The sequence below is a fragment of the Pantoea sp. RCC30.1 genome (assembly GCF_058148845.1).
In genome coordinates this window covers 1-24,862 of the sequence record NZ_JBXUHX010000047.1, presented here as the reverse complement: position 1 = coordinate 24,862, position 24,862 = coordinate 1, and the positions used below count along the sequence as shown (strand labels likewise).

At 54.4% G+C, this 24,862-nt stretch carries 26 protein-coding genes; 16 read left to right on the top strand and 10 right to left on the bottom strand.

All coding sequences use genetic code 11. The annotated features are described in order from the left end of the window. Positions 1-234: 234 nt before the first annotated feature. From fieF to cpxP, 3 genes are all read right to left on the bottom strand, one after another. Positions 235-1,137 carry a CDF family cation-efflux transporter FieF gene (gene fieF, locus AC2LB6_RS23200; protein WP_490095271.1) on the bottom strand — a complete coding sequence of 301 codons (903 nt, stop codon included), beginning with the start codon at positions 1,135-1,137 and terminating at the stop codon, positions 235-237. A 236-nt stretch (positions 1,138-1,373) separates the two neighbouring features. After that, positions 1,374-1,529, bottom strand: a complete 156-nt coding sequence (locus tag AC2LB6_RS23195) for a con-10 family general stress protein (RefSeq protein ID WP_003851267.1) — start codon at positions 1,527-1,529, stop codon at positions 1,374-1,376. A 454-nt stretch (positions 1,530-1,983) separates the two neighbouring features. Next, positions 1,984-2,493 (bottom strand): cell-envelope stress modulator CpxP, encoded by a 510-nt coding sequence (gene cpxP / locus AC2LB6_RS23190; protein ID WP_003851271.1) that lies wholly within the window; start codon positions 2,491-2,493, stop codon positions 1,984-1,986. Between the two features lie 148 nt (positions 2,494-2,641). Between cpxP and cpxR the strand changes: the two genes are divergently transcribed. From cpxR to trmL, 3 genes are read left to right on the top strand one after another with little or no spacing between them, the layout of a single operon-like run. Continuing rightward, positions 2,642-3,340, top strand: coding sequence for an envelope stress response regulator transcription factor CpxR (gene cpxR, locus AC2LB6_RS23185; protein WP_419140672.1), 699 nt, complete (start codon positions 2,642-2,644; stop codon positions 3,338-3,340). Next, the gene (cpxA, locus tag AC2LB6_RS23180) at positions 3,337-4,716 is read left to right on the top strand and encodes an envelope stress sensor histidine kinase CpxA (protein WP_003851276.1); all 1,380 of its coding nucleotides are present in this window, start codon (positions 3,337-3,339) and stop codon (positions 4,714-4,716) included. The genes cpxR and cpxA overlap by 4 nt, the downstream gene beginning before the upstream one ends. 35 nt (positions 4,717-4,751) lie before the next feature. Further along, positions 4,752-5,225, top strand: a complete 474-nt coding sequence (trmL, locus tag AC2LB6_RS23175; RefSeq protein WP_003851277.1) for a tRNA (uridine(34)/cytosine(34)/5-carboxymethylaminomethyluridine(34)-2'-O)-methyltransferase TrmL — start codon at positions 4,752-4,754, stop codon at positions 5,223-5,225. On the opposite strand, the gene cysE is transcribed toward trmL, so the two are convergent. The 5 genes from cysE to AC2LB6_RS23150 all read right to left on the bottom strand — a co-directional run bounded on the left by cysE (position 5,222) and on the right by AC2LB6_RS23150 (position 8,342). Next, the gene (cysE, locus tag AC2LB6_RS23170) at positions 5,222-6,043 is read right to left on the bottom strand and encodes a serine O-acetyltransferase (RefSeq protein WP_490095270.1); all 822 of its coding nucleotides are present in this window, start codon (positions 6,041-6,043) and stop codon (positions 5,222-5,224) included. The two genes, trmL and cysE, sit on opposite strands and share 4 nt — an antisense overlap. Before the next feature lie 68 nt (positions 6,044-6,111). Further along, positions 6,112-7,128, bottom strand: a complete 1,017-nt coding sequence (gpsA, locus tag AC2LB6_RS23165) for an NAD(P)H-dependent glycerol-3-phosphate dehydrogenase (protein WP_490095269.1) — start codon at positions 7,126-7,128, stop codon at positions 6,112-6,114. Next, entirely contained in the window at positions 7,128-7,598 is a 471-nt protein-coding gene (secB, locus tag AC2LB6_RS23160; protein ID WP_010258229.1) for a protein-export chaperone SecB, read from the bottom strand. Before secB ends, gpsA begins: the two co-directional genes overlap by 1 nt. A gap of 38 nt (positions 7,599-7,636) precedes the next feature. Then, complete coding sequence (grxC, locus tag AC2LB6_RS23155; RefSeq protein WP_010258231.1) at positions 7,637-7,891, bottom strand: glutaredoxin 3; 255 nt, start codon at positions 7,889-7,891, stop codon at positions 7,637-7,639. A 19-nt stretch (positions 7,892-7,910) separates the two neighbouring features. After that, positions 7,911-8,342, bottom strand: a complete 432-nt coding sequence (locus AC2LB6_RS23150; RefSeq protein ID WP_003851285.1) for a rhodanese-like domain-containing protein — start codon at positions 8,340-8,342, stop codon at positions 7,911-7,913. 252 nt (positions 8,343-8,594) lie between these two features. Here AC2LB6_RS23150 and envC point away from each other — a divergent pair, with 252 nt between their 5' ends. The 4 genes from envC (at position 8,595) to AC2LB6_RS23130 (ending at position 13,040) form a co-directional block, all read left to right on the top strand. Then, complete coding sequence (gene envC, locus AC2LB6_RS23145) at positions 8,595-9,896, top strand: murein hydrolase activator EnvC (protein ID WP_490095268.1); 1,302 nt, start codon at positions 8,595-8,597, stop codon at positions 9,894-9,896. A 3-nt stretch (positions 9,897-9,899) separates the two neighbouring features. After that, positions 9,900-10,802, top strand: a complete 903-nt coding sequence (locus AC2LB6_RS23140; RefSeq protein ID WP_490095267.1) for a divergent polysaccharide deacetylase family protein — start codon at positions 9,900-9,902, stop codon at positions 10,800-10,802. Positions 10,803-10,906: 104 nt separating this feature from the next. After that, positions 10,907-12,136, top strand: coding sequence for a glycosyltransferase (locus tag AC2LB6_RS23135; protein ID WP_490095266.1), 1,230 nt, complete (start codon positions 10,907-10,909; stop codon positions 12,134-12,136). After that, complete coding sequence (locus AC2LB6_RS23130) at positions 12,129-13,040, top strand: hypothetical protein (RefSeq protein ID WP_490095265.1); 912 nt, start codon at positions 12,129-12,131, stop codon at positions 13,038-13,040. The genes AC2LB6_RS23135 and AC2LB6_RS23130 overlap by 8 nt, the downstream gene beginning before the upstream one ends. 28 nt (positions 13,041-13,068) lie before the next feature. Here AC2LB6_RS23130 and tdh read toward each other — a convergent pair whose 3' ends face one another. Then, positions 13,069-14,097 carry an L-threonine 3-dehydrogenase gene (tdh, locus tag AC2LB6_RS23125; protein WP_490095264.1) on the bottom strand — a complete coding sequence of 343 codons (1,029 nt, stop codon included), beginning with the start codon at positions 14,095-14,097 and terminating at the stop codon, positions 13,069-13,071. Between the two features lie 10 nt (positions 14,098-14,107). Continuing rightward, a complete protein-coding gene (locus AC2LB6_RS23120; RefSeq protein ID WP_490095272.1) occupies positions 14,108-15,304 on the bottom strand; it encodes a glycine C-acetyltransferase in 1,197 nt (398 codons plus the stop codon). Between the two features lie 230 nt (positions 15,305-15,534). Here AC2LB6_RS23120 and rfaD point away from each other — a divergent pair, with 230 nt between their 5' ends. The 9 genes from rfaD to AC2LB6_RS23075 form a co-directional block, all read left to right on the top strand. Then, complete coding sequence (gene rfaD / locus AC2LB6_RS23115; RefSeq protein WP_090967207.1) at positions 15,535-16,467, top strand: ADP-glyceromanno-heptose 6-epimerase; 933 nt, start codon at positions 15,535-15,537, stop codon at positions 16,465-16,467. A 17-nt stretch (positions 16,468-16,484) separates the two neighbouring features. Continuing rightward, a complete protein-coding gene (gene rfaF / locus AC2LB6_RS23110) occupies positions 16,485-17,540 on the top strand; it encodes an ADP-heptose--LPS heptosyltransferase RfaF (RefSeq protein WP_490095263.1) in 1,056 nt (351 codons plus the stop codon). Further along, a complete protein-coding gene (gene rfaC / locus AC2LB6_RS23105) occupies positions 17,528-18,505 on the top strand; it encodes a lipopolysaccharide heptosyltransferase RfaC (protein WP_490095262.1) in 978 nt (325 codons plus the stop codon). Before rfaF ends, rfaC begins: the two co-directional genes overlap by 13 nt. Next, positions 18,502-19,578 carry a glycosyltransferase family 9 protein gene (locus AC2LB6_RS23100; RefSeq protein WP_490095261.1) on the top strand — a complete coding sequence of 359 codons (1,077 nt, stop codon included), beginning with the start codon at positions 18,502-18,504 and terminating at the stop codon, positions 19,576-19,578. Before rfaC ends, AC2LB6_RS23100 begins: the two co-directional genes overlap by 4 nt. A 9-nt stretch (positions 19,579-19,587) precedes the next feature. Continuing rightward, positions 19,588-20,592: a glycosyltransferase family 8 protein gene (locus tag AC2LB6_RS23095; protein WP_490095260.1), complete on the top strand. Its 1,005-nt coding sequence runs from the start codon at positions 19,588-19,590 to the stop codon at positions 20,590-20,592. Positions 20,593-20,918: 326 nt separating this feature from the next. Next, a complete protein-coding gene (locus AC2LB6_RS23090; RefSeq protein ID WP_490095259.1) occupies positions 20,919-21,905 on the top strand; it encodes a glycosyltransferase in 987 nt (328 codons plus the stop codon). Positions 21,906-21,978: 73 nt separating this feature from the next. Beyond that, positions 21,979-23,055, top strand: coding sequence for a putative lipopolysaccharide heptosyltransferase III (rfaQ, locus tag AC2LB6_RS23085; RefSeq protein ID WP_490095258.1), 1,077 nt, complete (start codon positions 21,979-21,981; stop codon positions 23,053-23,055). After that, complete coding sequence (locus AC2LB6_RS23080) at positions 23,048-24,181, top strand: glycosyltransferase family 4 protein (protein ID WP_490095257.1); 1,134 nt, start codon at positions 23,048-23,050, stop codon at positions 24,179-24,181. Before rfaQ ends, AC2LB6_RS23080 begins: the two co-directional genes overlap by 8 nt. Positions 24,182-24,273: 92 nt before the next feature. Further along, positions 24,274-24,862 (top strand): glycosyltransferase N-terminal domain-containing protein (locus AC2LB6_RS23075; RefSeq protein WP_490095256.1); only part of this gene is annotated, 589 nt, incomplete at its 3' end.

Below are 24,862 nucleotides of genomic sequence, written 5' to 3'. Positions count from 1 at the left end.
GGTTAATACACCAATTTTTTTGATCATGACAACCTCTGGATTGTTCAAACTAAGGGTTAATCCTGCCTGTCGATCGCTGCTGACAATCATTATTACGACTAGCGCGACATGTGATGGCAGATAGTATATCAAAGGCTTGCTGCTGAATTGATTCAGGTCAGACAACTTTTCACTATTTTTTGCAGCGATGTTAGCGTTACGTCATCCCTTCCGTATCGATTTGATTCATTTACGTTAAAAACCTAAAGAATCTTTCATCTCGAACGGTACCACAGAACAGGGATCCTGATGGATAATTACATCTGACCCGGGAAATTCTTTGCGTAACGCCTTCTCAACCTGATCGGCTACCCGATGCGCCTGCACCAGTGGCAGCTGATCTTCCAGTTCCAGATGTAGCTGAATAAATTTGGTCGGGCCGGACTGGCGGGTTCGCAGATCGTGAACGCCCTGCACCTGCGGCCAGTTTGTCGCCAGCGTCAGGATTTGCTGCCGCTCTTCTTCCGGTAACGCGCGATCCAGCAATGACTGCACCGCCTCATAGCCCATCCGCAGCGCGCTGTAGAGAATGAAAACGCCAATCCCCAGCGCGAACAGGGCATCCGCCCGGGTAAAGCCATAGCTGCTCAGCATTAGTGCAATCAGAATGGCACCATTCATGATGACGTCTGATTGATAGTGCAGCATGTCAGCCCGAATCGCCTGGCTGCGGGTTTTACGCACCACCCAGCGCTGAAAAGCGACCAGCACCAGCGTTGAGCTCAGTGCTACAACGGTCACCACAATACCGACTCCCGCCCCCCGCATCTCACTGGGCGAAGCAAGATGCTGCAGGCCGGTCAGAAACAGAAACAGCGCCGAACCGGAAATAAACATGCTTTGCGCCAGCGCCGCCAGCGACTCCGCTTTGCCATGTCCGAACGTGTGATCTTCATCGGCAGGTTGCAGAGCATAACGCACTACCAGCAGATTGGTCAGCGAGGCAGCGATATCCACCAGGGAGTCCACCAGTGAGGCCAGCAAACTCACCGAACCGGTGTACCACCAGGCAAAAATTTTCACGAGTAACAGCACAGACGCAAGAATGGTGGCAGCGAGCGCAGCACGCTTTACAAGTCGGCCATAAGAGGGTTGCATGCCAGATTCTCTATGCAGCATCAGTGAGGATGCACACTTAAATGGATGAATGGCTGAAGTTTAACACCGGGAGGCGGGCTTTGCTTAACGGGCCGTTCAACGGGTCGGGCTCTTTTGAGAAGAGAGGCAGGTACAAAAAAACAAGCCCCGACCTCTGGGAGGACGGGGCAAAGTGTCATACACATCATTGCCAGGCCACGTTCAGGCTCTGGCCGATGCTGAGAAAAGGCCTGCGACTACTTTTTGCCGCCTTTTTTCCCGGCTTCTGATGCTTTTTCACGATCGTTTTTGAAGTTTCCGCCGCCGCTGTTCTGGCCACCTTTCTTACCGGCTTCAGACGCTTTTTGCGGATTATCTGCGAAATTACCTGAACCACCACGATGCTCTGCCATAACTTACTCCGTTAATAGATTCATTCAGGAATACATAATGTGGTTGTTGCTCCCTGAGACTTCGCAAAGACACTTAACTTCCCTGCAGTGACAGGATTAAGTGTAGAAGGTGCGCCTGAACCGGCAAGCGTAACGCGGGGAATACATCACGTTGAAAATTATGATTAAAAAATTCAAACCTTGCCTGTAATCCATTTACTTTCAGCAGGTTATAATACTCTACAGCGGAAAAAGGCTTACGGGCCCGTTTAAATTTACGACGTGACCTGAATAATAAGAAATCGTCGAATCTGATGAATTAAATCTCAACAAACGCTAATAAAACGGGGGTTTTATTGCGAGGTGATGATTCCTGTCAAAATAAAAAAAGTGAAAAAAAGATAAAAAAAACCCCCACCATCATGGCGGGGGAAGACAGGGATGTGTCTATGGCAAGGAAAACAGGGATACTATGTTACTGGTTACTGCTGGTACTACTCACTGCCTGCAGCGATGATGCTGACTGCAAATTCGAAAACTGTCGCAGCTCATTAAGTCGCCGCTGGTAATTTTTCTGTAACGCAGACTGCTGGGCGGGCGTTAGCAGCTGAAACATTTGATTCTGTACGCGCGCCATCTCGACCTGTTGTTCAACCTGAACTCTGGCGATGACTTCCGCCTTCTGACGGATGGCCGCTTCGTTAAACTGGTCTGCAGTCACTAACTCATGAAGTGCTGCAATATCGTCAATGTGAACGACCGGGCGATCATGTCGGGCCTGTTGCATCAGGTCACGCATCTGCTGACGTTGCTCTTCAGTCAGCTCGATACCGTCGAACATGTGGCTTTGCGGATTTTGCGTCATACTGCCTGTCGGCAATCCGCCATGATGCATCTCGTCAATCGTCGTCGCATCTTTAGCATCTGCGCTGGCGACACTCAGAGCCATCGCTGAGGCAAGGACGACGGCGGTTAATTTGCGCATCGTGTACTCCAGTTCGTTCCGTTTTGCGATTCAACGAGAGCCAGTGTACGGCGACAGCTGCAAACATCCGTCAGGGGGTGTAAAACTACGTAAAGCGATGGATAGGTGCGCCAGGAACACGGTATTTTGCCTGCGGAGGGCTACAAAAATGAATAAAATCCTGTTGGTAGATGACGACCGCGAATTAACTTCGCTTTTAAAAGAACTGTTAGAAATGGAAGGGTTTGAGGTGGTAGTAGCCAGTGATGGTGAACAAGCGCTGAACCTGCTCGATAACTCTATTGATTTGCTTTTACTGGATGTCATGATGCCGAAGAAAAACGGTATCGACACTCTGAAAGAACTACGGCAGCAACATCAAACCCCCGTCATCATGCTAACGGCGCGCGGCAGCGAGCTGGATCGCGTACTGGGTCTCGAACTGGGTGCAGATGACTATCTGCCTAAGCCGTTTAACGATCGTGAACTGGTGGCGCGTATCCGTGCGATTCTGCGGCGCTCCAACTGGAGTGAACAGCAGCAGCAAAACGATAACAGCTCACCTACGCTGGAAGTGGACTGCCTGCGACTCAATCCTGGTCGTCAGGAGGCCAGTTTTGATGATGTCACGCTGGATCTTACCGGTACTGAGTTCACCCTGCTCTATCTGCTGGCGCAGCATCTGGGCCAGGTCGTGTCGCGTGAACATCTGAGTCAGGAAGTGCTGGGCAAACGCCTGACGCCTTTTGACCGTGCCATTGATATGCATATCTCGAATCTGCGTCGCAAGCTGCCTGAGCGTCGTGACGGCCATCCATGGTTTAAAACCTTACGTGGCCGCGGCTATCTGATGGTTTCGGCATCATGATTGGAAGTCTGACCACCCGTATCTTCGCCATCTTCTGGTTAACGCTGGCGCTGGTGTTGATGCTGGTGCTAATGGTGCCCAAGCTCGATTCACGACAGATGACCTCGCTGCTGGAGAGTGAACAGCGGCAGGGCATCATGATTGAGCAACACGTCGAAGCAGAGCTGTCGCAGGATCCCCCTAACGATCTGATGTGGTGGCGTCGTCTGTTTCGTGCCGTGGAAAAGTGGGCACCGCCGGGTCAGCGGCTGCTGTTAGTAACCAGTGAAGGTCGGGTGATTGGCGCGCAGCATAACGAAATGCAGGTTATCCGCAATTTTATCGGCCAGTCTGACAACGCCGATCATCCACAGAAGAAGAAATATGGTCGTGTTGAGCTGGTAGGTCCATTCGCCGTGCGGGATGGCGAAGATAACTACCAGCTTTACATGATCCGTCCCGCCAACAGTTCTCAGCTCGATTTCGTCAATCTGCTGTTTGACCGCCCGCTGCTGCTGCTTATCGTCACCATGCTCATCAGCTCACCGCTGCTGCTGTGGCTGGCGTGGAGCCTGGCACGTCCGGCGCGTAAGCTGAAATATGCCGCCGATGAAGTCGCGAGCGGAAACCTGCGCCAGCATCCGGAACTGGAATCAGGTCCGCAGGAGTTTCTGGCTGCGGGTTCCAGTTTCAACCAGATGGTCAGTGCGCTGGAACGGATGATGACCGGTCAGCAACGCCTGTTATCTGATATCAGCCATGAACTCCGCACCCCGCTTACCCGCCTGCAACTGGCTACCGCACTGCTGCGTCGGCGTCAGGGCGAAGGTAAGGAGCTGGGCCGTATTGAGATGGAAGCACAGCGTCTTGATGGCATGATCAACGATCTGCTGGTGCTGTCGCGTACCCAGCATAAAAATGCGCTGGTCAGCGAAGCGATGAAGGCGAATCAGTTGTGGAATGGGGTGCTGGAAGATGCCCGTTTCGAAGCTGAGCAGATGGGCAAGAAGATGGATATCCCCTATCCTCCGGGCCCGTGGCCGCTTTATGGCAACCCTCATGCGCTGGAAAGTGCGCTGGAAAATATTGTGCGCAATGCACTACGCTATTCACACACGCATATCAGTGTCAGCTTCTCCGTCGATATTTCCGGTATTACGGTACATGTTGATGATGATGGTCCTGGCGTGAGTCCGGAAGATCGTGAACAGATTTTCCGTCCCTTCTACCGTACCGATGAAGCGCGCGATCGTGAATCAGGCGGCACCGGTCTTGGCCTGGCCATTGTCGAAACGGCAGTGCAGCAACATCGCGGCTGGGTTAAAGCCGATGACAGCCCATTGGGCGGCCTGCGTCTGACCCTCTGGTTGCCGCTCTACTCCTCCGGCCGTCAATAATTTGCTATGCTTCGGCCCCTGTCATCGGGGGCCTTATGCTTAACATTGTCTTGTTTGAACCAGAAATTCCGCCTAATACCGGCAATATCATCCGTCTGTGCGCCAATACGGGCTTCCAGCTTCATTTGATTCAGCCGCTCGGCTTTGCTTGGGATGACAAGCGCTTACGTCGCGCGGGGCTGGATTATCACGAATTCACGGCCATTAAATTCCATGCTGACTATCAGGCGTTTATCGCCACTGAGTCGCCTGAGCGTCTGTTTGCACTGACGACCAAAGGGACGCCTGCACACAGTGCCGTCGCCTATCAGGCGGGCGATTATCTGCTGTTTGGGCCGGAGAGCCGTGGACTGCCTGCTGAAATCCTGGCCGCGTTACCGGCACAACAAAAAATCCGCATCCCGATGAGAGCAGAAAGCCGCAGTATGAATTTGTCGAACGCCGTATCGGTGGTGGTATATGAAGCGTGGCGCCAGCTCGATTACGCCGGCGCGCTGATTAAAGACTAGATGCCGTCGCCAAACTGAAAACCGGCCAGGCTGCCATTGAAGTGCTGATCCATATCCATCGATGGCTTCTCGCTGCCTGGCTTACCGACGATACGCGCGGGTACGCCTGCGGCAGTAGTGTGTGGCGGCACGGGCTGCAACACCACGGAACCGGCGCCGATTTTTGCTCCCCTGCCGACTTCAATATTGCCCAGGACTTTCGCACCGGCACCAATCATCACCCCTTCACGGATTTTCGGATGACGGTCGCCGCTGGTTTTACCGGTACCGCCCAGGGTCACCGATTGCAGGATCGAGACATCATTCTCAACCACGGCAGTTTCGCCAATCACAATACCAGTGGCATGGTCGAGCATGATGCCGTGACCGATGTTGGCCGCAGGATGAATATCGACGGCAAAGGAGACGGAGATTTCATTCTGCAGATAAACCGCCAGCGCACGCCGGCCTTCATTCCACAGCCAGTGGCCAATGCGGTAGGCCTGCAAGGCGTGAAAACCTTTGAGGTAGAGAAGCGGCGTGGAGTATTTATCTACTGCAGGGTCGCGCTGACGCACGGCCTGAATATCGTAAGCCGCTGACATAATCATCGACGGATCCTCGCGATAGGCTTCTTCAACGATTTCACGAATAGCGATGGCGGGCATAATCGGGTTTGACAGCTTGTTGGCCAGCATATAACTCAGTGCGCTACCGAGATTTTCATGCTTGAGCAATGTCGCGTGGAAGAAGCTGGCCAGCATCGGCTCACAATCAGCCAGGGCACGCGCTTCTGCTTTGATATTATTCCAGACCAGTTCTAACTCATCAGACGACATTGCTGCTTTCTCCCGATAAAAAAAGCGCCTGAATGGGCGCTGCAGGTGATGATGCTACGCGTCCTGCGTTAGCCAGTGCTGTTTTCGTCCTTCCTTGTTCGTCCCAGCAGGCTCAATGCTGCATCTCTCGCCGGTTTTTCGCAATACAGCACCTGATAAATCTGCTCGGTGATCGGCATTTCTACGCCCAGACGTGCAGCCAATGCTTTGACTTCTTTGGTATTTCTGTAGCCTTCTACAACTTGTCCGATAATGCGTTGCGCGCTATCGACATCCTCTCCCTGGCCCAGCATCATGCCAAAACGACGGTTACGCGACTGATTATCGGTACAGGTCAGCACCAGATCGCCCAGGCCTGCCATCCCCATAAAGGTGGTGGGATCGGCACCCAGAGCTGCGCCTAAGCGGCTCATCTCAGCCAGACCACGGGTGATCAGTGCGGTACGCGCATTCGCGCCAAAACCAATCCCGTCAGAGATCCCGGCACCGATAGCAATGACGTTTTTCACTGCACCGCCCAGCTGTACGCCGACGAAATCCGGGTTGTTATAAACGCGGAAGCTCTTACCACAGTGCAGCTTCTGCTGCAGGTCGTCAGCAAACTGGGCATCCGTTGCGGCCAGTGCGATGGCGGTCGGTAATCCGGCTGCCAGCTCTTTCGCAAAAGTCGGTCCGGAGATCACGGCCAGCGGAATAGCATCGCCGACAATTTCACGCGCCACATCCTGCAGCAAACGACCCGTCTCTTTTTCCAGCCCTTTAGTCGCCCAGACAATGCGTGAGTCTGGTCGCAGATGAGGCTTAATCTGCTGCAGCACATCGCCAAAGACATGACTCGGCACCACGATCAATAAGTCGCGGCTGGCAGCAATAGCTTTGGTCAGATCAGGTTCGAGGGAGAGATTGTCGGGAAACGGGACATCAGGCAGGAAAGCAGTGTTGCAGCGGTCACTCTGAAGTTGCGCCAGATGCACCGGGTTATGTCCCCACAACAGCACCGGATGACCGTTACGGGCCAGCGTAATCGCCAAAGCGGTGCCGTAAGAACCGGCACCGATGACGCTAATCGAAGCGTGAGTTTCCATCAGGCATCCTGATGTGGTTCAGCACCTTCTTCACCCTGTTGCTGCTGCAGATAGTTCATGAACAGCGCATCAAAGTTAACCGGTGCCAGGTTCAGCTGCGGGAAGGTACCACGGGATACCAGGCTGGTAATGCATTCGCGAGCGTACGGGAACAGAATGTTCGGGCAGTATGCACCCAGGCAATGTGCCATCTGCGTTCCTTCGATACCGCTGATGGTGAAGATACCGGCCTGCTGAACTTCACACAGGAAAGCCGTTTCTTCGCCCACAGTCGCGGTTACAGTCACACGAAGTACTACTTCGTAAACTTCGTCAGCCAGCTGAGAAGATGCAGTGTCCAGATCCAGTTTAACGTCCGGTTCCCACTCTTTCTGGAAAACCTGCGGTGCATTGGGCGCTTCGAAAGAGATGTCTTTGGTGAATACGCGCTGAATCTGGAATTGCATTTCGTTCGTGTTATGTTCTGACATGTGACCAAATCCTATATATGAGATTGTCCGGCGTAAAATTACGCCTGCAGTAAGGGATCTAAACCTTCGCGATTATCGAGTGCGAATAAGTCGTCGCAGCCGCCAATGTGCTGCGCATCAATAAAAATCTGAGGCACGGTGGTGCGGCCGCTACGCTTGATCATCTCTTCGCGTTTCGCCATGTCTCCATCGATGGGGATCTCCTGAAACGATACGCCTTTTTGCGTTAACAGCGCCTTCGCCCGATGGCAGTAAGGACAGGTGGCCTTGGTATACACTTCAACATTTGCCATGATTAGCACCTCTGTAGGATTATTTACCGCGAACTAATGGCAGATTTTCGCCGCTCCAGCCGCTGATACCATCTTTCAGCACTGAAACCTGCTCAAAGCCTGCAGCGCTGAGATGCGCGGCAGAATCACCCGCGCTTTGTCCGGTTGCACACACTACAATTATGGGCTGCGCTTTATGCTTTGCCAGTTCGTCGATGTTGCCTTTTTTAATCTCAGCGGCTGCCACATTCACAGCACCTGAAATATGCCCTCTGCGGAAATCATCGCGGGAACGCACGTCTACCACTACCGCGTCCTCTTTGTTAATCAGGCGGGTTGCTTCACCGCGGCTGATCGTTTTTACCTTAGAGAACATTCCTTTAACGGTAGTCACAATCACCAGAACGAGTAAAACGACCCATGCCAGACTCAGGATGGGGTGATTGCTTGCAAACTGCATAATTTCTTGCATGAGGGGTAACGACTCCAGACCGGGCTAATAAGCTAAAACAAGGGTTCTGAGTATACCTGCGCCACTTCGCATGTACAGATGCTATGCGGCCAGAGTATCGATTTGTGCTCCATTTTCCAAAAAAAGTGGCTGAATAGCAAAAATGGCGTAAGGCTTAATGTATGTCATTGCGAAAGTGGACATAACTGGAAAAGCAAATGCCAGTGGGGAGCACTGGTAAGCGGCGGTTCATCGTGGAATAATCATTGGCCTATGAAGGGAAAAACAACCGTTTCGCACACAAGGACCCGTCGCAACGGCGATAACCTGCCGTTGTTTATACACTTGTCCAGCCTCTCCCTTAGCCTGCTTTGTGCGGGGGCACTATTATTGCCTGCCGCAGCCCAAAGTGCAGAAGACAGCAAATCTCAACTGCAGTCCATTCAGCAAAACATTGCTGATAAAGAGAAAAGCGTTAAAGCGCAAAAGGTGCAGCGCAGCAAATTACTCGATCAGCTGCAGAGCCAGGAAAAAATCATTGCTCAGGCAAGTCGTCAGCTGCGAGATACCCGCAATAGTCTCACCGCCCTGAATGATGAGATGAAACAACTCACCACCTCCATCGCCCGTCTTGAAAAACAGCAAACCCGCCAGGAAAACCTGCTTTCAGAACAACTTGATGCGGCGTTCCGTCAGGGCAAGCACAACGGTGTACAGCTCTTGATGGGCGGTGAAGAGAGCCAGCGCAGTGAGCGTATTCTGGCCTATTTCGGCTATCTGAATGCTGCCCGCCAGAAAAGTATCGAATCGCTGCAAAAGACACGTCAGGATTTGGATCAGCAACGCGCCTCGCTGGAGCAGAAGCAACAGCAGCAGAAAGAGTTGTTAGCGCAGCAGCAGGGGCAGCAGCAGAAGCTGCAACAGGCAAGCGAAGCGCGTAAAAAGACCCTGACCTCACTGGAAAGCGCGCTGGAAAAAGATCAGGCCGATCTGGTCGAGATGCGTCAGAACGAAAGCCGTCTGCAGGATAAGATCGCCCGTGCGGAACGCGAGGCTCGCGAGCGCGCAGCCCGGGAAGCCCGTGAGGCGGAAAAAGTGCGTCAGCGTCAGGCGCAGGCGAAAGCCAAAGGCTCCAGCTATCAGCCAACCCAGAGCGAACGCGAACTGGTAGCCCGCACCGGTGGACTCGGGCGCGCGGGCGGACAGGCGTTGTGGCCGGTTCGCGGACGCATTGAACATCGCTTTGGCGAACAGCTGCAGGGTGAACTGCGCTGGAAAGGCCTGGTGATTGATGCGCGGGAAGGCACCGAGGTGAAAGCAATCGCCGATGGTCGTGTGCTGATGGCCGACTGGTTACAGGGCTATGGTCTGGTCGTGGTGCTGGAGCACGGTAAAGGCGATATGAGCCTGTATGGCTACAACCAAAGTGCGCTGGTGAGCGTGGGTACGCAGGTGAAGGCAGGACAGCCTATTGCACTGGTGGGCACCAGTGGTGGCCGTGGTACCCCGTCGCTCTATTTTGAAATTCGACGTCAGGGACAGGCCGTCAATCCACTCCCGTGGTTAGGAAGATAGGTTTTGCTGCAACTTCGAAAAATTCCCCTTCTGTTGAGCGCCCTGCTGGTTAGCTATGCTGCACAGGCGGGCAAACTGGCCATTGTCATCGATGATGTCGGCTATCGCCCCGCCGAAGAGAACAAGGTCCTGCAGATGCCGCAGGCTATTTCAGTGGCGGTATTGCCCAACGCGCCCCACGCTCGTGAAATGGCGACTAAAGCACATCAGGGTGGTCACGAAGTGTTGATCCATCTGCCCATGGCGCCGCTGAGCAAACAGCCGCTGGAAAAAGATACCTTAACGCCGGAGATGAGCAGCGAAGAGGTCTCCCGCATCATGCGCAATGCGGTTGACAACGTGCCTTATGCCGTGGGTCTGAACAACCATATGGGCAGCAGAATGACCTCAAGCCTGTCCGGCATGCAGAAGGTGATGCAGGCGCTGAACCACTACAATCTCTACTTTCTGGATAGCATGACCATCGCTAACAGTCAGGCTATCCCTGCCACGCAGGGTACCCAGGTCAAAGTGTTAAGACGCCGGGTATTCCTTGATGACAGCCAGGATATTAACGCCATTCGCCAGCAGTTCAGTCGGGCAGTGAAACTGGCGCAGCGCGACGGTTACGCTATTGCCATTGGTCATCCCCACCCGACTACCGTGCGGGTGCTGCAGCAGATGTTACCCACGCTGCCAGCCGACATTACGCTGGTTCGTCCCAGCCAGCTGCTGAACGAATCACTCCGCAGCGGGTCACAGACGCCTGTGGCTCCGGCAAAACCGGTGCCTCCACGCTTCCAGCCTGCCGGCTTGTGTAAACCGAAACAGCCGCTGGCGCCGGTTCCGGCCACCAGAGCCTTAACGGTAATAGGCGAAAGCGTGAATAACAGCCCGCTGTTTAAGACGCTAAAAAATCTGTTCTGAATTTGCGATGAATGCTAAGTCGTCGGCTAAGCATTCATTTATGTGCAGAAATTACTATAATCCTGGGTCGGGTAATAACGGGCTGTGCGGGAGCAGTGATAGGGATGACGATTAATAAACAAAAAATCCTGCTGCTGGATAACGGCAGAGAGTGGGGCGGCGGCACCAACAGTATGCTGGAGCTGTTGAAACGTATCGATCGTCAAAAGTTTGATATCACCTGCTGCTTCTATCACAACTACAGCCGTGGCAACGACGAAACCATTGAGGCCACGCTGAATGCGCTGGCCATTCCGGTCTTTTTTATTCCTCAAATCAAACAGCCTCGCTGGGCGAAATTAGTTAAAGAAGCCGCGCGGGCACTGCTGTTTTTCAATAAAAAGCTCAGGAAGCGCGCCATCGATAAGATTGATACACACTGGCGCATTATGCCCAATGCCAGCAAAATCAATTCACTGCTGCAGTTGGGGAAGTTTGACACGCTCTATATGAATAACCAGCCTAGCACCAATGTGGAAGGTTATCTGGCGGCGCGCAGCCTGGAAGTTGCGGTAGTGCAACACTGCCGTATCGATCCGGTTCTGGAACCGCGGCTGGTCAGCATGGTCAATCAGGACTGTCAGGCGGTCATTGCTGTGTCTCAGGGCGTGAATAACACCCTGCGCAGCCATGGTGTGGATGCGGAGCGTTGTTTTACCGTCAATAACGCTATCGATATTCACCAGACCCTGCCCGACCGCCTTGAAGTCCGCCAGCGCTTTAAACTCTCTCCGTCGACCTTTGTATTTGGCACGATCGGCTCGCTGATATTACGCAAATCTAATCACCATGTTCTGCAGGCGCTGGGTCGCTTTAAACGCGCCAATCCCGATGCAGACTGGAGGATGGTGATTGTCGGGGCGGGTCCGGAACTTCAGCACCTGCTGCAACTCGCCACCGCTGAGAACATCCAGCATCACGTAGTCTTCACAGGCTTTCAGAACAATGCGCTCGATTACCTCACTGCCTTTGATACGTTTATTCTTGCCTCACGCAGTGAAGGTTTACCCCGGGTTGTGCTGGAAGCGATGCTGGTGAATACCGCCGTCGTAGGATCCCGCGTGGTCGGCACTGCCGAATTGATCAGTCATGACGAAACCGGGCTGCTGTTTGACTATGGCAACGTAGTGCAGCTGACCCAGCACCTGACCGCGCTGTGGCAGGATACGGATTTACGTCAACGCCTGATCAATGCGGCAGCGAAACGCGTACGTGAACAGTACGCTATTGAAACCTACATCAGCGGCGTCGAGAATATTCTGCAAAGCGTCGTGAAAAAGAAACCTCATGCTTAATTTTTTAAATCCCCGTTACCGCCACATCAGAGCGCGCCATAACCTGCCTTATCCGCATCAGGAGGTTCAGGGCGCTGTTCCGGTCACCTCTGTCGTGATCCCCTGCACCGGCCCGGACTATATCGAAGAAGCCCTGCTCAGTGCCGATTTTGCGGCGCGCTTTGCGACGGAGGCAGAAGAGATCGTGATTGTCAGCGATCAGCCGGCTCACGCCTTTGGCAGCCTGCCAGTGAAAACCCGCGTGGCAACGCTGGATGTCCCGCACCGCGAAGAGAGCTATCGTTACAAACAGATCTATCGCAGTCGTTTGATCAAATTGCAGGCGCCCTTACAGGCAGAAGGCGACGGCATTCTGATGATCGATTCCGACCTCAATCTGCTGAAGATGCCGGCGATCATGATGAAGCCAGGCCATCTCTACTCCAGCTTCCGTCAGGGGAAAATGATTGCCAAGCTTGACGGTGCACCGGAAGAGGCGATTCCCGCTTACTACACTCACAGCATTCGTCCATACCTGGCAGACCACGTTAATGGCGCTTACCTGGCTGCCACGCGTGAGGTCTGGCAGCGCATTTCGCCGCTGTGGCTGACACTGTTTAATGATACCTGGAATTTGATGAACGACAGCCAGCCGCCTACTGACCAGTTGCCGCTCGCGGTGTTGCTGGACATGCTGGATATCAAAACTGTCAATCTGGGGGAATGGGCTAACTGGCCGGTCTCAAAGAAAATCGGCGGTCAGTCGGCGGTGATCCCGTCTGACGTGGTGGGCGCACATGGTGGATTCCCGTTGTCGGAATGGCAAAAATACCTTGCCGACCCGCAACAGCCGCTTAACTTCAAAGGCCAGGAGTACACGCGCAAAGTGCGCTACCTGACCGACGAAGAGAAGAAGCAAAGCTAATCAGGCGGCCGCCCCTGCGGCCGTTAATTTAATCCCAGCTCAGTATCACTTTTCCCGAGCGTCCTGAACGCATCTCATCAAAGCCCTGCTGGAAATCGTCAATGCTATAGCGATGAGTGATTACCGGCGTTAAATCGAGGCCGGACTGAATCAGCGCCGCCATTTTGTACCAGGTTTCGAACATCTCACGGCCATAGATTCCCTTGATGAAAAGCCCTTTGAAGATCACCTGGTTCCAGTCGATCGCCATTTCACCCGGCGGGATGCCCAACAGTGCGATGCGCCCACCGTGATTCATCACCTCCAGCAGGCTACGAAACGCAGGAGGTGCACCCGACATCTCCAGCCCGACATCAAATCCCTCCGTCATGCCCAGCGAATACATCACTTCCCGCAGATCCTCATTCGCCACATTGACCGCGCGCGTGACGCTCATTTTCCGCGCCAGTGCCAGCCGGTACTCATTGATGTCAGTGATCACCACGTTGCGTGCGCCGACGTGGCGACAGACCGCAGCGGCCATGATGCCAATAGGACCTGCGCCGGAGATCAGCACATCCTCGCCGACCAGATCGAACGAGAGTGCGGTATGCACTGCGTTGCCGAACGGGTCAAAGATTGCCGCCAGCTCATCGGAAATGTTGTCGGGAATTTTGAATGCATTAAAGGCCGGGATAACCAGATACTCCGCGAAGCAGCCCTGGCGGTTGACGCCCACGCCCATCGTGTTGCGGCATAAATGCGTGCGCCCGGCGCGGCAGTTGCGACAGTGTCCGCAGGTGATATGCCCTTCGCCGGAGACCCGATCACCAATCGTAAAGCCTTTCACTTCCTGTCCTATCGCAACCACTTCACCCACATATTCATGACCGACAATCATCGGCACCGGAATCGTTTTACGCGACCAGTCATCCCAGTTGTAGATATGGACATCGGTGCCGCAGATGGCGGTTTTACGAATCTTAATCAGCAGATCGTTGTGACCTGGCTCAGGAACCGGCGCATCGGTTACCATCCAGATGCCCTCTTCCTTCTTCAGTTTGGCCAGTGCTTTCATGACGGACTCCTCAGGCAATGACGCCCAGTTGTTTGCCGATGCGGGTAAAGGCCGCCACCGCACGTTCCAGCTGTTGCTGGGTATGCGCCGCAGAGATTTGGGTGCGAATGCGTGCCTGACCTTTGGGCACCACCGGATAGAAGAAGCCGGTCACGTAGATGCCTTCCTGTTGGAGCAGGCGGGAAAACTCCTGGGCTACGCTGGCTTCACCCAGCATCACCGGGATAATGGCGTGATCGGCACCGGCCAGCGTAAAGCCCGCCGCTGTCATCTGGCCCCGGAAGTAACGGGCATTGTCCCACAGACGCTGACGCAGTCCGTCACCTTCACTGAGCAGATCCAGCACCCGCAGCGAGGCGGCAACAATGGCCGGAGCCAGCGAGTTAGAGAACAGATAGGGACGGGAACGCTGACGCAGCCACTCCACCACTTCGGCCTTTGCTGCGGTGTAGCCACCGGATGCGCCGCCGAGCGCTTTACCCAGCGTGCCGGTAATGATGTCGACCCGACCCATGACGTCACAGTATTCATGAGTTCCGCGTCCGGCGTTTCCGACAAAGCCCACCGCATGGGAATCATCCACCATCACCAGCGCGGAGAACTCATCGGCCAGGTCGCAGATGGCGGGCAGATTTGCAATCACCCCATCCATTGAGAAGACGCCATCAGTGGCAATCAGAATATGACGAGCGCCTTTTTCGCGCGCTTCCTGCAGACAGGCCCGCAGCTCCGCCATGTCATTATTGCCGTAGCGATACCGCTGCGCTTTGCACAGCCGGACACCGTCGATAATGGAGGCATGATTCAGCGCATCCGAGATAACCGCATCCTGCGCATCGAGCAGCGTTTCAAACAGGCCGCCATTGGCATCGAAACAGGAGGAGTAGAGAATGGCATCCTCCATACCGAGGAACTCTGCCAGCCGCTTTTCCAGCTGCTTATGGCTATCCTGCGTGCCGCAGATAAAGCGCACCGACGCCATGCCAAAACCATGCGAATCCATTCCCTCTTTCGCCGCCTGAATCAGCGCCGGATGGTTCGCTAAACCTAAGTAGTTATTGGCGCAGAAGTTAATCACCGCCGGATCGTCGCCAACCGCGATCTCCGTCTGCTGGGCAGAAGTGATGATTCGCTCCTGTTTAAACAGTCCTTCCTGACGTGCATCATCAAGTTGCTGACGAAGTTGTTGATAAAATTGCGCAGGCATCATTGCTCTCCTCAGATGGCAAAAATCTGGCATATCTTACTGAACAGGCCGCTTCTTCACGATAAATCGCCCAACAGAATGTCATTTTTGCAGCATAGTTCACGCCGCGAGGATGGACGCACAAAGCGTTACAGAGTCATCTGGCTGTCTGCACCCTGATGAAATGTTATGATGTGAGGTATTCGTGTGTGAAACCTCCTGTTTCACCCCACAACGTTGAAGGTAACAACATGATTATCGTAACTGGCGGCGCAGGAATGATTGGCAGCAACATCGTCAAAGCGCTGAACGATCGCGGTCACACCGACATTCTGGTGGTGGATAATCTGAAGGATGGCACCAAGTTTGCCAATTTAGTCGACCTGGATATTGTCGATTACATGGACAAAGAAGAGTTCCTGATGAGCGTAATGGCGGGCGATGATTTGGGCCCGATCGAAGCGGTATTCCATCAGGGCGCCTGCTCCTCCACCACCGAGTGGGATGGCAAGTACATGATGGAGAACAACTATCAGTACTCCAAAGAGCTGCTGCACTTCTGTCTTGAGCGCGAGATCCCGTTCCTCTACGCCTCGTCCGCAGCGACTTACGGCGGACGCAACGAGAATTTCATTGAAGAGCGCCAGTATGAGCAGCCGCTGAATGTCTATGGCTACTCCAAAATGCTGTTCGACCACTACGTCCGTCAGATGCTGCCGGAAGCGAACTCGCCGGTATGTGGCTTCCGCTATTTCAACGTCTACGGACCGCGTGAAGGCCACAAGGGCAGCATGGCAAGCGTTGCCTTCCATCTGAACACGCAGATCAGCAACGATGAAAATCCAAAACTGTTTGAAGGCAGTGATGGTTTCAAGCGTGATTTCATCCACGTTGATGATGTGGCAGAAGTGAACCTGTGGTGCTGGGAAAATGGCATTTCCGGGATTTACAACTGTGGCACAGGCCGCGCTGAATCCTTCCAGGAAGTGGCTGATGCGGTACTGAAGTTCCATCAGAAAGGTCAGATCGAGTACATCCCGTTCCCGGAGAAACTCAAAGGACGCTATCAGGCTTATACCCAGGCGGATCTCACTAAACTGCGTGCCGCTGGCTACGACAAACCATTTAAAACCGTGGCGCAGGGCGTCGCTGACTATATGGTCTGGCTGAACCGCAACGCATAAAGGAAGCTGCTCCGGCGATGAAAATTCTGGTAATCGGCCCGTCGTGGGTCGGCGATATGATGATGTCGCAAAGTCTCTATCGCACACTCAAGGCCGAACATCCGGATGCAGTGATCGACGTGATGGCACCCGCGTGGTGCCGTCCGTTGCTGTCACGCATGCCGGAGGTGAATCAGGCGCTGGCGATGCCACTCGGGCATGGCGCACTGGAAATTGGTGAGCGTCGCCGGCTGGGAAAAGTGCTGCGCGCCAGTCATTACGACCGTGCTTACGTGCTGCCTAACTCCTTTAAGTCGGCGCTGGTCCCCTTCTTCGCCGGAATAAAACGCCGCGTCGGCTGGCGTGGTGAAATGCGTTATGGCCTGCTGAACGATTTGCGGGTGCTGGATAAAGCCGCGTTTCCGCTGATGGTTGAGCGCTACGTCGCGCTGGGCTACGACACCCCTGTTGCCTCGGCAGCGCAGCTGCCACAGCCGCTTTTGTGGCCAAAACTGCAGGTTGAAGAGCAGGAAAAGATTGAAACGGCTGCGCAGTTTCAGCTCGCGGCGACCCGTCCGATCATCGGTTTTTGTCCGGGCGCTGAATTCGGTCCGGCCAAACGCTGGCCGCACTATCACTACGCCACGCTGGCCCGCCAGTTAATTGCTGACGGCTTCCAGATCGTGCTGTTCGGCTCCGCCAAAGATCGCCCGACCGGCGAAGAGATTATCGCGTTACTGCCCGAAGAGGCGCGTGGGCAGTGCCGTAATCTGGCGGGCGAAACCCAGCTGGAACAGGCGGTGATTCTGCTGGCGCAATGCCGTGCTGTGGTCAGCAACGACTCCGGCCTGATGCATATCGCTGCGGCACTGGATCGTCCCCTGGTGGCGCTCTATGGACCCAGCAGCCCTGATTTTACGCCGCCGCTGGCTCGTCAGGCGCGCATTATTCGCCTGATTACCGGCTATCACAAAGTCCGCAAAGGCGATGCCGAACAGGGCTATCACCAGAGCCTGATCGATATTCAGCCTGAGCGCGTACATCAGACGCTGAGTGAACTGCTCGCGCCACAGGAGGTGCCATGCACGTCCTGATTGTTAAAACTTCTTCAATGGGCGATGTCCTGCATTCGCTTCCTGCACTGACCGATGCGATGCATACCATTCCCGGCATCCGTTTTGACTGGGTGGTGGAAGAGAATTTTGCGCAGATTCCTGGCTGGCATCCCGCCGTCGACAAGGTGTTACCCGTTGCGATTCGCCGCTGGCGTAAACACTGGTTCGGCAGTCAGCAGCGTGAAGAGCGCGTGCTGTTTAAGCGCGAGTTACAGTCACGTGAGTACGATATCGTGATTGATGCGCAGGGGCTGATCAAAAGTGCCGCGCTGGTCACCCGTTTATCGAAAGGGGTGAAGCATGGACAGGACAGCCGGAGCGCGCGTGAGCCGTTTGCCAGCTGGTGGTATGACGTCCGCCATGAGGTGAGTAAGCGACAACACGCGGTTGAGCGAACGCGCGAACTGTTCGCCAAAAGCCTGGGCTATGAAAAGCCGCAAAACCAGGGTGACTACGCGATTGCCGGACACTTCCTGCACCATCTGCCCGCTGACGCACAGCATTACCTGGTCTTTCTGCATGCCACGACCCGTGACAACAAGCACTGGCCGGAATCGCACTGGCGACAGCTGATTGAGCAGATCCAGCCCAGCGGTCTGCGGGTGAAATTGCCCTGGGGTGCTGAGCATGAGCATCAACGCGCATTGCGCCTTGCTGAAGGCTTTGAGCATGTCGATGTGCTGCCTAAGCTGACGCTGGAAGCGATAGCTCAGCAGCTGGCGGGCGCGCGAGCGGTGGTCTCGGTAGATACCGGATTGAGCCATCTGACGGCGGCACTGGATCGTCCCAACCTCACGCTGTATGGCCCGACCGATCCCGGCCTGATTGGCGGGTACGGGCAAAACCAACAGGCACTGAGCGCCCCGAATCATCATCTGGCGGAGCTGACTGCTGACACGGTGGCAGAAAAACTGCAGGCCGTTATTACGGAAAACACGCCATGAACTATGTGCTGATTTACCTGCTACTGCTGCCTTTCCGGTCGATAATGCGGCTGTTCTACCGGCCAACCGGTCGCAGCTTAATCATCCAGACGGCGAAGATCGGTGATTTTATCAATATCACCCCGATGCTGCGTGCTCTGGGTCAGTCTGAGCTGTTGATTAGCAAAGCGGTGGAGCCGCTGGCGCGTCACGATGACACGGTCAGCCGCTATTTTCTGATTGAAGACGCAAAGCGCAGCTTTTTTGCCAAACTGAAGCTCGCGTTCACCCTGATGAACCGCTATGACAACGTCTATCTGGTGCAGCCAAATAGTGTAAACCTGTTCTTTGCTGCGCTATGTAACGCACCGAACAAGCAGTTTCTGCGCACCTATGTGCGTAAGTCCTACCATAAAACCTTCTATCGTAGCGCCAGCGGCATTGTCGACCACGCTAAGACAGATTTAACGCTCGACAGTTACCTGAAGCTGATTAACCGCGACTATCGCTACACCGATTTCCCCAAACATGCGACCTCGCCGCTCTGGCAGCCACCCGTACCGCCTGCCGCGCTGCAGAATCCGCGCAGCGGCATTAAAATAGGCATCAGTATTTCTGCCGGTAATCGGGCCAAGACGATTCCTGCCAGCATCTGGCAGCAGCTGATGGCGTCGCTGGCTGACCTGCCCTGCACCTTTTATGTGTTTGGCCCGCCAACTGAGCAGCCGTGGCTGGATGAGTTACTGAGCCTGACCGGCCCGAAAGAGAATATCGTCAGTCTGATTGGTGAACTAAAGCTGGAAGAGGTTCCATGGGCCATTTCGCAGATGAATTTCTACATCTCCTCTGACTCTGGCAATGCGTATATTGCGGACGCCCGGCAGATCCCGGTGATCATGCTGTACGGGCCGTGTGAAGTCCGGGAACAGCGTCCGGTCAATAACGTGTTGTTCATCGGACCGGATAATATTGATGCCTCGACGTTCGTTTTTGCCACCCGTTTTAAGTTTGATCAGCCTGCTGAAAAATTATTCGGGCTGGATCACGATAAACTGACTAGAATACAAACGTTTATTACTCATAATCTGGAATAGTGAAGCGTAATGGCAATTACCCCTCTTGCTGATGCCGTTCAGCAAAGTCAGCTGCTGGTTAACACGCTTGCTGACACGGATGACAATCCGGTTCACGTTGCGTTTGGCATCAACCACGCCTACGCGCGTGGCCTGGGCATTACGTTGTTTTCACTTCTCAGCCATCATCCCGAGACGGCTTTCCACGCGCATATTTTCTCAGACTCGCTACGCGATGAGGATGTGGAAAAACTGCGTTCGCTGGCCTCAGGCCATCGTCTGGCCATCACGCTGCATATCTTTAATAGTGACTGGGTTGATCAGTTGCCTGCGGTCGGACGCTACCCTAAAAGCATCCACTACCGCTTCCTGATCCCTGGAACCGTGGCGAGCTATAGCGATCGGGTAATCTATATTGATGCGGATACCCTGGTAGTGGGCGATTACTCTCCCCTGTTCACCCTGGATATCACGGATTACACGCTGGCGGCCTGTAATGACACGCCGCGTGCGCGGCAGAATCAGTGCGCGAAGCTCGGGCTGAAGCATCATCACTATTTCAACTCCGGCTTTATGCTGATCAATATTCCTCGCTGGCTCGAAAGGCAGACCACCGCGCGCATTACCGACGTGCTGGTGTCGCGGGGCGCTGAGTTTGGCTTTCCCGATCAGGATGCGCTGAATATTGTGTTAGATGATGAGATTCTGATCCTGCCGGACCGCTATAATCAGATTTACGACATCATCGCCAATAAAGTCTGGGATCACACTGCCGTGCCAGCGGACACCGTGATGATTCACTACACCGGTAAATGCAAACCCTGGCATGTCTGGGCTGGCAGCGATCTTGCCCAGCGCTACTATAGCTATTACCAGCGCTCACCCTGGGCTTCACAACCGCTTGATGCACCAAAGCATTATAAAGAGATGAAGCGATTTTCCCGCATTAAGTGGCATCAGAAACAGTATGCTGAAAGCATGAACTGGATGATGAAGTATGTCAGTCTCAAGTTTTTTAAGCAGGGCGAGCAATAACGCACTCAGGCTTACCAGATTGATGCAGGCGTTGTTATTTCAGCGTCTGCCTTTCCCGTCATTTATCCCGTCTGCTGTTTGCCTCGACCTCTTATAAAAGACGCTGAATGAACACCGGCATAATAATCTGTTTACCTGTACGGCTACTTTGCGTAAAAAAAGCGCATATAGCGCATTATTATTGTCGGGCGTGGTTTTTAGTAAAGCAGGGAAGCCACACCGTTTTATAATCATGAACTCCCTGATTTCATTCTGCTGATTTGGAAATGATTTATGACGAGGCAACGCCCTTTCGCAGTGAATATAACGCTGGTGCAGATATTGTCATGAGTACTTCTCCTCTGCTGAGTATTATTACCCCGATGTACAACGCGGGCAGCATGTTTGATGAGTTCATGCAGTCACTGCTGGCGCAGACACTGACCGCACTGGAGATCATTATCGTCGATGATGGTTCCACCGACGGCTCAGGCGAGCGTGCCGACCACTATGCACAGCAGCATTCTCATATTCGTGTGATTCATCAGGAAAATGGCGGCGTGTCGCGCGCCCGCAACGCTGGTCTGGCGATAGCCCGCGGGAAATATGTCACCTTCCCTGATGCGGATGACACCATGCAGCCTGAGATGTATCAGACACTGGTTACGCTGGCGGAAGCGGATAATCTGGATGCGGCACAGTGCAACGCCGAGTGGTTTTTCAAACATAGCCAGCGGGTAAAACCGCTGATTCCGCTGGACCGTTTGCGCAGCACACCGGTGCTGAGCGGTGCCGACTGGCTCAATACCGCGCTGAAAACCCATCGTTATATGCATGTAGTCTGGCTGGGGATCTATCGCCGGGAACTGATTGAGCAGCATCAGTTGCAGTTCGAACCGGGCCTGCATCATCAGGATATCCCCTGGACCACCGAGTTTATGTTGCTGGCAAAACGCGTGCGTTATACCGAAGCGGTGCTCTATCGCTACTACATGCATGACGCCTCCATCAGCAATCGCAAACGGACCGGCGAGCGCAACGTTGAATATCAACGTCACTACCTGAAGATTGCGCGGCTGCTGGAAGAGCTTAACAACCGCTATCGTGACCGCGTGAAGATCTACCCGTCGTTTCACTATCAGGTAACCCATGAAGCGCTGAGCGTTTGTCACAGTGTGAGACGTGAGCCTGACGCTCGTGCCCGCCAGGCAATCATTGCCGATCTGTTCGCAACCCGGACACACCTGCGCATGTTACGCAATGCCCGGGGAATTAAGCAGTGGTATCAGTTGTTGTTATGGCTGGCCCGGCTCTATCGCTGGCGGGATAAATAACCTTTGAGGCTGGCTTTATCCTAAAAAGGGTTTGCCCTACAATCGGTTCACTGAATTCTGAGAACTCTTGTTTATGGCCAGCCTGATTCCAGCAAACTTCTCTCCAAAAAATATATTACTGATTAAGCTGCGCCATCATGGTGACATGCTACTCACAACGCCCGCCATCAATGCGCTTCATGAGCGTTATCCGCAGGCCAGCATCGACGTGTTGCTCTATAAGGAGACGCGTCCGATGCTGGAAGCGCATCCGGCTATCCGCCATTTGCACGTCATCGATCGCAAATGGAAGCAGGAGGGCACCTGGCGCAAGCTGGGCCATGAGCGTGCATTAATTCGCGCCGTGCGTGCCGCCCATTATGATCTGGTGATTAATCTGGCCGATCAGTGGCGCGCTGCCCAGATTACGCGGCTCTCTGCGGCACCCGTTCGCATCGGTTTTGCCTATAAAAAACGCGATAACGTGCTGTGGCGATGGTGTCATAACGGCCTGGTCCCCACACACAATCACAGCAAACTGCATACCGTTGAGCAGAATATGTCGGCGCTGGCGCCCCTCGGCATCAGCAGCGACGGCGCTCGCGTTTCAATGCACTATAGCGACGCTGACCAGCAAACTGTGCAGGCCAGACTGGCGGAACATCATGTCACCGCGCCCTATATTGTGGTGCAGCCGACCTCACGCTGGAGCTTCAAATGCTGGGAAGAGGAGAGCGTTGCTGCCACGCTTGATCAGCTGGCGCAGCCGGGCCGCAAAGTAGTGCTGACCGCCGGGCCGGACAAGCAAGAGCTGGCGATGATTAACCGTATCAGGGCGCTCTGTGTCTCGCCGCATGTGGTTTCGCTGGCGGGACAGTTTACTCTGCCGCAGCTGGCGGCGCTGATCGATCACGCCCGACTGTTTATTGGTGTCGACTCTGCGCCGATGCACATGGCTGCCGCACTTGATACACCCTGCATTGCGCTGTTTGGCCCGACCAAGCTGCAGCACTGGCGGCCCTGGGGTGACAACAATCATGTCATCTGGGCGGGTGATTATGGCCCGCTGCCCTCACCCGATTCCATCGACACCAAAACTGACCAGCGTTATCTGTCGGCCATTCCGGTGAAGGATGTGGTCGCGGCAGCGAGGAGTTACCTGAATGAGTAAGTTACGGCTGGCAATTGTCCGGCAGAAATATCGCCCGGATGGTGGTGCTGAGCGTTTTATCTCACGCGCACTGGAAGCGCTGGGCAGCGAACAGCTTGATCTCAATATCATTACCCGTAGCTGGCAGGGCACGCCTAATCCGGAATGGCATCTGCATATCTGCAATCCTGCAAAGCTGGGCCGGGTATCCCGTGAGCGAGGATTTGCCCGTGCAGCCCGCGCCTGCTGGGAGCGCGAAAAGTTCGATATTGTGCAAAGCCATGAGCGCATCGCGGGCTGTGACATTTTTCGCGCGGGTGATGGCGTGCATCGCGTCTGGCTGGAGCAGCGCGCGCGCATCGTCTCATCGTGGCAACGGCTGAGCGCGACGCTCAGTCCTTATCACCGTTATGTGCTGCAGGCGGAAGCAGAGATGTTTAACTCTCCGATGCTTAAAGCGGTGATCTGTAATTCAGAGATGGTTAAGCGCGATATCCTGCGCTGTTTCTCGCTCGACGCCGGAAAAATCCATGTTATTCATAACGCTATCGACGCCAGCCGTTTCCAGCCCGCTACGGAAGCAGCACGTCGCGCCACCCGTCAGCAACTGGGTATACCCAGTGCCGCTACCGTACTGATTTATGTCGGCTCCGGCTTTGAGCGTAAGGGACTGAAGGCAGCAATCCAGGCGCTGTCCGCCAGCGATCGCTATCTGATTGTGGTAGGTCAGGATAAGCAGCTGCAGCGTTATCAGCAGCTGGCAAACCAGCTTAACTGCCTGGATCGCCTGCGCTTTGTCGGCGTACAGCAGGATGTGCAGCCGTTCTATCACGCGGCTGACGGCCTGCTGCTGCCCACGCTCTACGATCCGTTCCCGAATGTGGTGCTTGAGGCAATGGCCTGTGGCTTACCGGTGATAACCAGCACCGGCTGCGGTGGCGCAGAATTTATTACCGCTGGTCAGGAAGGGTTCGTCTGCGATGCATTGGATATCAATGGGTTAAATCAGGCTGTTAACTCAATACCGGCCCTTTCCGTGGATTCACGAATGGGTGAGGCAGCACGGCGCAAAATTAAACCTTACGGCCCACAACGACTGGCGCAGTCACTGACTTCGCTTTATCAGCAGGTACTGAGTAGCAACTGACAATGTGGGATGAGTGCATGCGGGGTTTCTGATAACATGCCGTCATCTGATTTTAATCTATTTTTAGACGCGAACCTGCTGTAACGGTAACTATGACGACCATTTACACCGCATTGCTCTACTTAATTCAGCCGCTCATTTGGCTGCGCCTGTGGCTGCGCGGTCGTAAAGCGCCTGCCTATCGCAAACGCTGGGCAGAACGCTATGGTTATTGTGTCGGCAAAGTGAAGCCCGACGGCATTGTGCTGCATTCGGTCTCTGTGGGTGAAACCCTGGCCGCAATTCCGCTGGTGCGTGCGCTGCGTCATCGTTACCCGACCCTGCCAATTACCGTCACCACCATGACGCCGACCGGCTCTGAACGCGCGCAGTCTGCTTTTGGCAAAGATGTGCATCACGTCTATCTGCCTTATGACCTGCCGGGTTCGATTAATCGTTTTCTGGATACGGTCAACCCACGGCTGGTGATCATCATGGAAACCGAGCTGTGGCCTAACATTATCCGCATTCTGCACCAGCGCAATATTCCGCTGGTGATCGCTAATGCCCGCCTCTCGGCACGATCCGCCAAAGGCTACCGCAAGCTGGGTAAATTCATGCGCCAGCTGTTGCAAAGCATCACGCTGATCGCGGCGCAGAACGCAGAAGATGGCGACCGCTTCCTGAGCCTGGGCCTGAAAC

What these genes read in the sequence shown, in the direction of transcription:
- fieF (WP_490095271.1), bottom strand. Translation starts at nt 1,137, where the DNA reads ATGCAACCCTCTTATGGCCGACTTGTAAAGCGTGCTGCGCTCGCTGCC.
- AC2LB6_RS23195 (WP_003851267.1), bottom strand. Translation starts at nt 1,529, where the DNA reads ATGGCAGAGCATCGTGGTGGTTCAGGTAATTTCGCAGATAATCCGCAA.
- cpxP (WP_003851271.1), bottom strand. Translation starts at nt 2,493, where the DNA reads ATGCGCAAATTAACCGCCGTCGTCCTTGCCTCAGCGATGGCTCTGAGT.
- cpxR (WP_419140672.1), top strand. Translation starts at nt 2,642, where the DNA reads ATGAATAAAATCCTGTTGGTAGATGACGACCGCGAATTAACTTCGCTT.
- cpxA (WP_003851276.1), top strand. Translation starts at nt 3,337, where the DNA reads ATGATTGGAAGTCTGACCACCCGTATCTTCGCCATCTTCTGGTTAACG.
- trmL (WP_003851277.1), top strand. Translation starts at nt 4,752, where the DNA reads ATGCTTAACATTGTCTTGTTTGAACCAGAAATTCCGCCTAATACCGGC.
- cysE (WP_490095270.1), bottom strand. Translation starts at nt 6,043, where the DNA reads ATGTCGTCTGATGAGTTAGAACTGGTCTGGAATAATATCAAAGCAGAA.
- gpsA (WP_490095269.1), bottom strand. Translation starts at nt 7,128, where the DNA reads ATGGAAACTCACGCTTCGATTAGCGTCATCGGTGCCGGTTCTTACGGC.
- secB (WP_010258229.1), bottom strand. Translation starts at nt 7,598, where the DNA reads ATGTCAGAACATAACACGAACGAAATGCAATTCCAGATTCAGCGCGTA.
- grxC (WP_010258231.1), bottom strand. Translation starts at nt 7,891, where the DNA reads ATGGCAAATGTTGAAGTGTATACCAAGGCCACCTGTCCTTACTGCCAT.
- AC2LB6_RS23150 (WP_003851285.1), bottom strand. Translation starts at nt 8,342, where the DNA reads ATGCAAGAAATTATGCAGTTTGCAAGCAATCACCCCATCCTGAGTCTG.
- envC (WP_490095268.1), top strand. Translation starts at nt 8,595, where the DNA reads ATGAAGGGAAAAACAACCGTTTCGCACACAAGGACCCGTCGCAACGGC.
- AC2LB6_RS23135 (WP_490095266.1), top strand. Translation starts at nt 10,907, where the DNA reads ATGACGATTAATAAACAAAAAATCCTGCTGCTGGATAACGGCAGAGAG.
- AC2LB6_RS23130 (WP_490095265.1), top strand. Translation starts at nt 12,129, where the DNA reads ATGCTTAATTTTTTAAATCCCCGTTACCGCCACATCAGAGCGCGCCAT.
- tdh (WP_490095264.1), bottom strand. Translation starts at nt 14,097, where the DNA reads ATGAAAGCACTGGCCAAACTGAAGAAGGAAGAGGGCATCTGGATGGTA.
- AC2LB6_RS23120 (WP_490095272.1), bottom strand. Translation starts at nt 15,304, where the DNA reads ATGCCTGCGCAATTTTATCAACAACTTCGTCAGCAACTTGATGATGCA.
- rfaD (WP_090967207.1), top strand. Translation starts at nt 15,535, where the DNA reads ATGATTATCGTAACTGGCGGCGCAGGAATGATTGGCAGCAACATCGTC.
- rfaF (WP_490095263.1), top strand. Translation starts at nt 16,485, where the DNA reads ATGAAAATTCTGGTAATCGGCCCGTCGTGGGTCGGCGATATGATGATG.
- rfaC (WP_490095262.1), top strand. Translation starts at nt 17,528, where the DNA reads ATGCACGTCCTGATTGTTAAAACTTCTTCAATGGGCGATGTCCTGCAT.
- AC2LB6_RS23100 (WP_490095261.1), top strand. Translation starts at nt 18,502, where the DNA reads ATGAACTATGTGCTGATTTACCTGCTACTGCTGCCTTTCCGGTCGATA.
- AC2LB6_RS23095 (WP_490095260.1), top strand. Translation starts at nt 19,588, where the DNA reads ATGGCAATTACCCCTCTTGCTGATGCCGTTCAGCAAAGTCAGCTGCTG.
- AC2LB6_RS23090 (WP_490095259.1), top strand. Translation starts at nt 20,919, where the DNA reads ATGAGTACTTCTCCTCTGCTGAGTATTATTACCCCGATGTACAACGCG.
- rfaQ (WP_490095258.1), top strand. Translation starts at nt 21,979, where the DNA reads ATGGCCAGCCTGATTCCAGCAAACTTCTCTCCAAAAAATATATTACTG.
- AC2LB6_RS23080 (WP_490095257.1), top strand. Translation starts at nt 23,048, where the DNA reads ATGAGTAAGTTACGGCTGGCAATTGTCCGGCAGAAATATCGCCCGGAT.